The sequence below is a fragment of the Consotaella aegiceratis genome, assembly GCF_036541425.1.
Taxonomy (GTDB): Bacteria; Pseudomonadota; Alphaproteobacteria; order Rhizobiales; family Rhizobiaceae; genus Consotaella; species Consotaella aegiceratis.
On the sequence record NZ_JAZHFT010000079.1, the window covers coordinates 1 to 8,568 of the forward strand.

At 64.4% G+C, this 8,568-nt stretch carries 7 protein-coding genes and 1 tRNA gene; all 8 read left to right on the forward strand.

Going from position 1 to position 8,568, the window contains the following annotated elements; translation table 11 throughout:
* The first annotated feature begins 147 nt into the window (after positions 1–147).
* The 8 genes from SMD10_RS24290 (at position 148) to SMD10_RS24325 (ending at position 8,414) form a co-directional block, all read left to right on the forward strand.
* On the forward strand, positions 148–1,101 hold the full coding sequence (locus SMD10_RS24290) for a hypothetical protein (RefSeq protein WP_331688322.1): 954 nt from the start codon (positions 148–150) through the stop codon (positions 1,099–1,101).
* Between the two features lie 481 nt (positions 1,102–1,582).
* Positions 1,583–3,415, forward strand: a complete 1,833-nt coding sequence (locus tag SMD10_RS24295; RefSeq protein ID WP_331688323.1) for an ABC transporter ATP-binding protein — start codon at positions 1,583–1,585, stop codon at positions 3,413–3,415.
* A 463-nt stretch (positions 3,416–3,878) separates the two neighbouring features.
* Positions 3,879–4,247: a hypothetical protein gene (locus SMD10_RS24300; RefSeq protein ID WP_331688324.1), complete on the forward strand. Its 369-nt coding sequence runs from the start codon at positions 3,879–3,881 to the stop codon at positions 4,245–4,247.
* Between the two features lie 76 nt (positions 4,248–4,323).
* A complete protein-coding gene (locus SMD10_RS24305; protein WP_331688325.1) occupies positions 4,324–5,175 on the forward strand; it encodes a cytochrome b/b6 domain-containing protein in 852 nt (283 codons plus the stop codon).
* Entirely contained in the window at positions 5,172–5,936 is a 765-nt protein-coding gene (locus SMD10_RS24310) for a molybdopterin-binding protein (RefSeq protein WP_331688326.1), read from the forward strand. The genes SMD10_RS24305 and SMD10_RS24310 overlap by 4 nt, the downstream gene beginning before the upstream one ends.
* A 47-nt stretch (positions 5,937–5,983) precedes the next feature.
* On the forward strand, positions 5,984–6,274 hold the full coding sequence (locus SMD10_RS24315) for a DUF6665 family protein (protein WP_331688327.1): 291 nt from the start codon (positions 5,984–5,986) through the stop codon (positions 6,272–6,274).
* A 107-nt stretch (positions 6,275–6,381) separates the two neighbouring features.
* Positions 6,382–8,049, forward strand: coding sequence for an AMP-binding protein (locus SMD10_RS24320; protein WP_331688328.1), 1,668 nt, complete (start codon positions 6,382–6,384; stop codon positions 8,047–8,049).
* A 288-nt stretch (positions 8,050–8,337) separates the two neighbouring features.
* Positions 8,338–8,414: transfer RNA gene (locus SMD10_RS24325), tRNA-Met, on the forward strand.
* The last annotated feature ends 154 nt before the right edge of the window (positions 8,415–8,568 follow it).

Genomic DNA, 8,568 nt, shown 5'->3' on the forward strand with positions numbered 1-8,568 from the left:
CGATCAGGCCGCCATCATCGACGCCTGCTGCCAAGCCTGGAACCGCGCCACCGAAAATCTTGAGCGCATCATCTCGCTCTGCAACTATCCCTGGATCAAGGCGGTCACTTCATAGGCTCAGCGGTATCAGTAGGTGCTGAGACTGCTTTGGACGAGGTGCATAGCTACCAAGTCGCCAATAAAATTCAACTACAACGCGTCCTTCTGCTTCATGATATTCACATTGATGAGGCTTTTACATTTCCAAACGGTGTCCGACTCGTTGACCTTCAAGATCTGCCAGAATCGCAGCTGCGGGATAATCTTATCCGTCGGCGCTGGGGCTCGCAAATTGGCTGGCACGTTGACGCCGTTTTGACGACTGACTTCGCAGTTAAGAAGGATGTTCGCGCGCAAAACGAGGATCGAGAAAACGACTGGTCGGCTGTAAACGAAGAAACCGCCCGCACCAAATTGTTGGACGATACGCGGCTGCTTTTGTCCCTCGCCAGACACGCTGACTACGGCATTCCAGTTCTGGCCGCGACCACCCTTGCTCCAGCCCAGTTAAGCTTCGTTGAAAGAGGCATTGGTTACAGCGTCTTTCCCGAGCCTCACACAGCGTTTGGGCCTGAGATCATCGGTATTGAAGCACAACACGCCGAAAAAATGATCGTGGCTTTTGGAAAGCTCGACGTTGAAACGCAGGCCAGAATGCGGATCGCGCTAAAACGCCTCAACGATACCAAGATCGATCCAGTTTGGGCGAACAAAGCTATCAATCTTAGGATTTGTCTTGAAAACATCTTCCTAAATCCAGGCGAAAGAAGCCAGATTGCAAGGCGCATCTCGGAGCGTGCACCGGGGTACACGGGTTTCAGCAAAACGCGCACGAGGAAAGTCTATGGATTCCTGTCGAAGTCAGTTCACACCGGCAAAACACAGCTGCATCCCGAAATCAACGCGAGAATGATCGCTGGAGAAGTTCAAAAAGTCTTGCGCCAGATTATTCACAATCGTGCCTATCCCGTCTGGCCCGATACAAATCGCGATTGGAAATTGAAATTATCCAACTGGCTCAATCGGATATTGCGAAGCGTAGGCGTCAACCCCAATCCTTAAAGATTGAGGTAGAAAGTCGGAAGGCGAAGACATCAAGAGCCGCCGGTGCCTCACCCCAGGGTCGTAAGGGTAGGTGGCGGCTTTCCCTATCGTCTGCCTTGGAGCTGCCAGTCTTCTTCCGGCCCATCACGACGTTCCCAAATCACCATCCAGAGCGCGGAGCACAATGTATTCCGCTCGAATAAATCGTCCTTCCTATCTTGCTCATCTTTCTTAAAGCGCGTATGAGCAAGTGTCCCTGACCAACGAACCGGAGGAGACATCCATGATCGACTATGTCTTCGTAACCGGTCCCGAGGCGCCGCGTTCGAACGGGCTTGCCTGTTCCTAACCGCCGCGTCCGCCCCCTCTCGCGGGGCTTGAACTCCTCCAACCTGGTCCGCTGACCGTCCGCTCGAAGCCGCAGGCTTCGTCGGCCATCAGTCATCGCAGTTCTCGCTCAGGGAGCGTCGGCGTCGAAGAGGCGCGACGCGAAACGACTATGTCGCTCTTCACTCTTTTCGGCCGCGACACCGCCATTCGCGCCGTGCTCGGCTTCACCTTCTCGCACTGGCGGCGCCAGAGGCTCCGCGCCGCCGCGATCCTGGCCGCGATCGGCGCTTCGACGCTCGCCGAGGTGATGACGCCGCTTTATTCCGGCCGGCTCGTCGACGCCATCGCCAATGGCGCGCCGGGCGAGGCGGTGGCATGGGACGCCGCCTGGGCGGCGTTCGTCGCGCTGGTCCTGCTCGGGCTGGTGGCGCTCACGGGGCGGTATCTGACGTTCACGACCATCGTCGCCTTCACCTTGCAGAACATGCGCACGGTGGTCGCTGACGCCTTCCACCGCGTGCAGCGCTTCTCCACCGACTGGCATGCCAACAGCTTTGCCGGCTCCACGGTGCGTAAGGTCTCGCGCGGCATGTGGGCGCTCGACCTGTTGAACGACACGCTGCTGATCGCGCTGTTTCCGGCCGCCGCGATGTTGATCGGCACCACCGTGCTGCTCGGCTGGCATTGGCCGGTGATGGGCCTGGTGACGGGCCTCGGCTCGCTCGCCTATCTGGTGCTCACGGCGGTGCTGTCGCTCGGCTATGTCGCGCCGGCGGCGACGTTGTCCAACGCGTGGGACACGCGGCTGGGCGGCGCGCTCGCCGATGCGATCTCGTGCAACAGCGTGGTCAAGGCCTTCGGCGCCGAGGCGCGCGAGGACGCGCGGCTCGCCTGGGTCACCGACAAATGGGCCAGCCGGACGCGGCGCACCTGGATGCGCGGCACCTTGAACGGCACGGCTCAGGGGGCGGCGCTGCTGGGGCTCCGCGCCGCCGTCATTGGCCTGGCGCTGGTGCTCTGGGCGCGCGGACGGGCGGATGCAGGCGATCTCGCCTTCGTCCTGACCGCCTTCTTCGTGCTCCAGGGCTATCTGCGCGAGGTCGGCCAGCACATCCGCAACCTGCAGCGCTCGGTCAACGACATGGAGGAGCTGGTGGCGCTCTACCACCATCCCCTCGGGGTCGCCGACCGGCCGCATGCCGCCCTCCTGGCGGCGCCGCGCGGCGAGATCGTCTTCGACCGGGTGACGTTTCACTACGGCCAGCATCTGACGCCGCTCTATCGCGACTTCTCGCTGACCATTGCGGCCGGCGAGCGGGTTGGGCTGGTGGGGCATTCGGGCTCCGGCAAGACGACCTTCGTCAAGCTGGTGCAGCGGCTCTACGACGTGACCGGCGGGCGCATCCTGATCGACGGTCAGGATATCTCCGATGTGGAGCAGTCCTCGCTGCGCTCGCGGATCGCCATCGTGCAGCAGGAGCCGATCCTGTTCCACCGCTCGCTCGCCGAAAACATCGCCTACGGGCGGCCGGGGGCGACGATGGACGAGATCGCGGAGGCGGCCAGGCTTGCCAGCGCGCATGACTTCATCACGCGCCTGCCCAAGGGCTACGGCACGCTGGTGGGCGAGCGCGGGGTAAAGCTGTCGGGCGGCGAGCGGCAGCGCGTGGCGCTGGCGCGTGCCTTCCTGGCCGATGCGCCGATCCTGATTCTGGACGAGGCGACCTCGAGCCTCGATTCGGAATCGGAGATGCTGATCCAGCGGGCGATGGAGCGCCTGATGGTCGGCCGCACGACGATCGTCATTGCCCACCGCCTGTCGACGGTGCGCGCCCTCGACCGGCTACTGGTCTTCGACCGCGGCCGCGTGGTCGAGGAGGGCGATCACGAGAGCCTGACGCGGCGGCCCGAGGGCATCTACCGCCGCCTGTTCGAGCGCCAGGCGATCGAGCTGGTGCGCGGCCTGGCCGTCGAGGTGATGCCCGATGCCGCCTCGGCCTGAAGCCGGGGCACCGCGCGACGATGATGGCCCGGCCGGTCTCCTCACCGGCCGGGCCATCTTGTCGATGGGGCGCCTCTCCGATCGCGATCGCTCGGGTTTGCGTGAACCGATCGTCAGGCGGCGTGATGAGTTCGTTATCGCCGGAGATGGGACGAGTCGCGCTCGCGGCCCGACGGGGACGGACGTCGCGCGGCGGAGACGGAGCGGTTTCCGAGGCTATCCTCTTGTTTCGCCGGCCTTATCTTCCGCAACGGCAGATGCGGCCGATGCATCGGTCCGGGCGCCAGGGTGCAGCGCGTCGCTGACATGGCTGTCCTCTCCGGCGGTCACATCCGATCGCCGAAGATATGATCGAAAGCTATTTCTCTTGAGGGGATCGGGTCCGCGAGACTGGGGCGTATCGTCGTTGCCGGCCGAGAACGGACGGGGCGTCGAGCGTAAACCCGACTTGGAGGAATTTCCCATGAAGACGTTTCTGATCGCAGTGACCGCCCTCGGCGCGATGGCGGCTCCGGCTCTTGCCCAGCAGGCGGGCGACGTGGATTGCGCGACCTTTACCGCCATGGATGCCGATGGCCGGATGGCGGCCGTCGAATCCATGCAAGGATCGATGTCGGGCGACGGCATGATGGCCGATCATGATACCATGGCGTCCGACGACGCGATGAAATCCGATGACGGCATGGCATCCGGCGAGATGATGGAAGGCGCGGGCGCAATGGAGTCCGACGGCATGATGGCCGGCGGCGACATGGTCGCCCAGGCGACCAAGGCCTGTGCCGACCATCCGGACATGACGGTGGCTGACGCCATGCATGCGGGCTCCATGTAACCCCTGGCGCTTTCGCCGACGCGGCGCGATCGGCCGAGCCGCGTCGGCCAACGAAAACCATATCCGGGAGCGTCTCATGACCACCGCCGTCGATCGCCAGACTTCTCCACCCGAGGCAGAGGCGCCCGGCATCGTCTATCGGCACCGCGTCTCGACCCGCCTCTGGCACTGGATCAACGCGGCCACGCTCGTCGTCATGCTGATGAGCGGCCTGATGATCTTCAACGCCCATCCGCGGCTCTATTGGGGCTCCTATGGTGCCAATTACGATCGGCCCTGGCTGGAGATCGGTCATACGCAGGATGCCGAGGGCTTCCTGCGCGTCGGCGGTCTGCAGGTGCCGACCACCGGCGTACTCGGCGTCTGGAGAGACGACAACGGCCGCCTGAACGCGCGCGCCTTCCCCTCCTGGGCGACGATCCCGTCGAGCTACAATCTCGCTCTGTCGCGGCGCTGGCACCTGACCTTCGCCTGGGTCTTCGCCCTCGGCATCGTCTTCTATCTCGTGTGGAGCCTCGCCAACCGCCATGTCTGGCGCGACCTCCTGCCCCGCCGCGACGAGGCGACCCCGCGCCATGTCTGGGCAGACATCAAGCATCACGCCATGCTGCGCTTTCCCAGGGGCGAGGCGGCCCGGCACTACAACGTGCTGCAAAAGGGCGCCTATCTCGGCGTACTCTTCGTACTGATCCCGCTGATGGTTCTGACCGGGCTCGCCATGTCGCCGGCGATGAACGCGGCCTGGCCCTGGCTGCTCGATCTCCTCGGCGGCCGCCAGTCGGCCCGCTCGATCCATTTCATCTGCGCGACGCTCCTCGTGCTCTTCATCGTCGTCCATCTGGCGATGGTCGTCCTTGCCGGTCCGATCAACGAAATCCGCTCGATGATCACCGGCCGCTACCGCCTGCCGAAGGAGAAACGCTCATGAGCCTTCGTCTCACCCGACGCCATTTTCTGACGGCCACCGGCGTCGGAGCCTCGTCGCTCACGCTTTCGGGCTGCGATGCGCTCGGCGGCAACGCCACCTTCCAGGAAACGGTGCTGTCGTCGGGCGAGTGGCTTGCCTATCGGGTGCAGCGCCTGCTCGGCGGACAGGCCCTGGCGCCCGAATACGAGGCCTCCGAGATGTCGCCGCGCTTTCGCACCAACGGCAACACGCAGCCGCGTTCGGGGCAATATCAGCGCCACGCCGCGAACGGCTTCGCCGACTGGCGGCTTCGAATCGACGGACTGGTCGATGCGCCGAAGACCTATTCGCTGGCCGAGCTGCAGGCGATGCCCGCGCGCAGCCAGATCACGCGGCACGATTGCGTCGAGGGCTGGAGTGCCATCGGCAAATGGACCGGCGTGCCGGTGGGCCAGCTTCTCGCCGAGGCGCAGGTGAAGCCGCAGGCGCGCTTTATGGTGCTCCATTGCGCCGACGACTTCTCCGGCACGAACTACTACGAGAGCATCGATCTGGCGGACGCTTTCCACCCGCAGACGATCCTGGCCTATGGCATGAACGACGAGGCCCTGTCGGTCGGCCACGGCGCGCCCGTGCGCTTGCGGGTCGAGCGCCAGCTCGGCTACAAACAGGCCAAATTCGTCATGCGTCTCGAACTGGTGAGTGCGCTGGCATCGGTCGGCCGCGGCCGCGGCGGCTACTGGGAGGACGCCATCGGCTACGACTGGTACGCCGGCATCTAGCCGAGCCGAGGCATTCTCCGTTCGCGGATCGTCGAGGGAGCGTTGCGATGGTTGCGCACAACGCCAAAGTGCCGCTTTCCAACCCCCTGGATGCGGAAATCCTGCAGGAAAAGGCGGCGTCACTGGGCCGTGCGGGCCGCCGGGTCGAAGCCGCGCTCGATGCGCTGCAGGCGGTGGCAGGTGAAGCCCCGGAACGGCCGGCGCTCGTGCGCGACGCGGCCCGGGCGGTGCATCATTTCTTCATCCAGCGCGAGCTTTGCGGCTTGCGGCGGCATGGCGACGTCATCCGCGAAATGGCCATTCCGAAGGACGTGCTGGCCCGCGTCGGCTGTCAGTGATGGCGGGCCTGGTTTGCGCGATCGGGAAAACCCGACGTAAAGCTTTCAAATATTAAGCTGCGTTTCATCACATCGCCGACAGACCACGCCGGGGAGGATGGAGCGACATGGACAGGCCCTGGTTGGCCCAGTATCCGGACGGCGTGCCGGCCGATCTGGCGCCGCATTCCTATCGCTCCCTGGTGGATGTGCTCGAAGAATCCTTCGAACGCTTCGCTGCCAGCCCCGCGTTCTACTTCATGGACGCGACGCTGACCTACCGCAGGCTCGACCGGGCCTCCCGCGCCTTTGCCGGCTACCTCCAGTCCCTGGGGCTGGCCAAGGGCGACCGTGTCATGCTGATGATGCCGAACGTGCCGCAATATCCGGTCGCGCTCGCCGGCGCGTTGCGCGCCGGCATGACAGTGGTCAACGCCAATCCGCTCTATACGCCCTGCGAGCTCGAGCATCTGTTGACGGATTCGGGCGCCCGCGTGGCCGTCGTGCTGCAGGACGTCGCCGAGGCGCTGGCGGCGTGTCAGGGAGCAACCGGCCTGGAGCATGTCGTGGTGACGACCATCGGCGATGCATTCCCCTGGTACAAGGGCTGGGTCGTCGACCTCGTGCGGACCCGAAAGGGCGGCAAGACGACGCCGATGGTGGAGGGGGCGGCGGCCTGGCGCAGCGCCCTTCGGCGCGGCCGCGCGAAAGGCCTGTCACCGGTCGAGATCGGCCCCGAGGACGTCGCGCTGCTGCAATATACCGGGGGGACGACCGGCGCGCCCAAGGCGGCGACGCTGCTTCATCGCAATGTCATCGCCAACACGCTGCAGGCCGAATTGTGGTTCGAGCCGGCGATGAAGACGACGCCGGCCGGCGAGCAGCGGACCTTCGTCTGCGCGCTGCCGCTCTATCACATCTTCGGGTTCACGGTGAGCATGATGCTGGCGCTGCGCACCGGCGGTGTGAACATCCTCATTCCCAATCCGCGTGACCTGCCGGCGCTGTTCAAGGAACTCGGGCGTCGCCCCTTCCATCTGTTTCCGGCGGTCAATACGCTGTTCGCGGCGATCGCGCGTCATCCGCGGGCGAAAACCGTCGACTGGTCCTCGCTCAAGCTCTCGGTGGGCGGCGGCATGACGGTCCAGCCGAAGACCGCCGAACTCTGGCAGGACCTGACCGGCACGCCGATCTGCGAGGGCTACGGCCTGTCCGAGACGTCGCCGGTGATCAGCTGCAATTCCACGAGTCCGGCGGCCTTCACCAAATGCGTCGGTCTGCCGCTGCCGTCCACCGAGATGGCGATCGTCGACGATGACGGCCGGCGTCTGGGGGTCGGCGAAAAGGGCGAAATCGTCGTCCGCGGGCCGCAGGTGATGCCACGATATTGGAACGATCCGGAGGAAACCGCGGCGGCCATGCTGCCCGACGGCTTTTTCCGCACCGGCGATATCGGAGTCATGGACGAAACCGGCCATTTCTGCATCGTCGATCGCAAGAAGGACACGATCAACGTCTCCGGCTTCACCGTCCATCCGAGCGAGATCGAGGCGGTGGTCCTGAAGATGCCGGGCGTGGTGGAGGCGGCGGCCGTCGCCATGCCGCACGAGGTCTCGGGCGAGGCGGTGAGGCTGGTCGTGGTGACGAGCGATCCGACGATCACGGCGAGCAGCGTCAAGGCCTTTTGCCGCACGGATCTGACCGGCTACAAGCGCCCGCACGTGGTCGAGTTCCGCGACGAGCTTCCGAAGAGCGGCGTCGGCAAGGTGCTGCGCCGGATGCTGCGCGACGTCTAGGACGACGTGCGTTCGGGCGGGATTGTCCTGTCGCTCAATCCTCTTGTTGGGTGGCATGATCCGGATCCGAAAAGCCCGCAACTTTTCGGCAGCGTGTTCTGGCCGCAGCGGTCCTCCGACGAAGGCCACGCTCCCCGAAGAAGCGCTTCGAGGGCCGGCAGGCGGCTGTGTTACGGTGTCGTCATCTTCGGTCGCAAGATTCTCGATTCTGGGGGTTTTCATCGGCGATCAGCTCGCTTATATCAGCGCCACCGAAACGGTTTGGGTTTCCCGACGCTTCGGCTCTGACGCGGGGTGGAGCAGCCCGGTAGCTCGTCAGGCTCATAACCTGAAGGTCATAGGTTCAAATCCTATCCCCGCAACCACCTTGACTTGTGAAAACCCTGCCTCTCCCAGGCTGTGTGGAAACTGATTGGAGGCTCCGGTTAACCGGGGCCTCTTCTGGTTTCAGGCTGTGGCGGTTTGGATGTTGATGGCGCGCAGGATGTTGTAGGCGAGGATCGAGAGGGCCATTTCGGT

Bases quoted from the DNA above. Each gene is read 5' to 3' on its own strand.
- SMD10_RS24305 (WP_331688325.1), top strand. From the start codon at position 4,324: ATGACCACCGCCGTCGATCGCCAGACTTCTCCACCCGAGGCAGAGGCG.
- SMD10_RS24320 (WP_331688328.1), top strand. From the start codon at position 6,382: ATGGACAGGCCCTGGTTGGCCCAGTATCCGGACGGCGTGCCGGCCGAT.
- SMD10_RS24300 (WP_331688324.1), top strand. From the start codon at position 3,879: ATGAAGACGTTTCTGATCGCAGTGACCGCCCTCGGCGCGATGGCGGCT.
- SMD10_RS24310 (WP_331688326.1), top strand. From the start codon at position 5,172: ATGAGCCTTCGTCTCACCCGACGCCATTTTCTGACGGCCACCGGCGTC.
- SMD10_RS24315 (WP_331688327.1), top strand. From the start codon at position 5,984: ATGGTTGCGCACAACGCCAAAGTGCCGCTTTCCAACCCCCTGGATGCG.
- SMD10_RS24295 (WP_331688323.1), top strand. From the start codon at position 1,583: ATGTCGCTCTTCACTCTTTTCGGCCGCGACACCGCCATTCGCGCCGTG.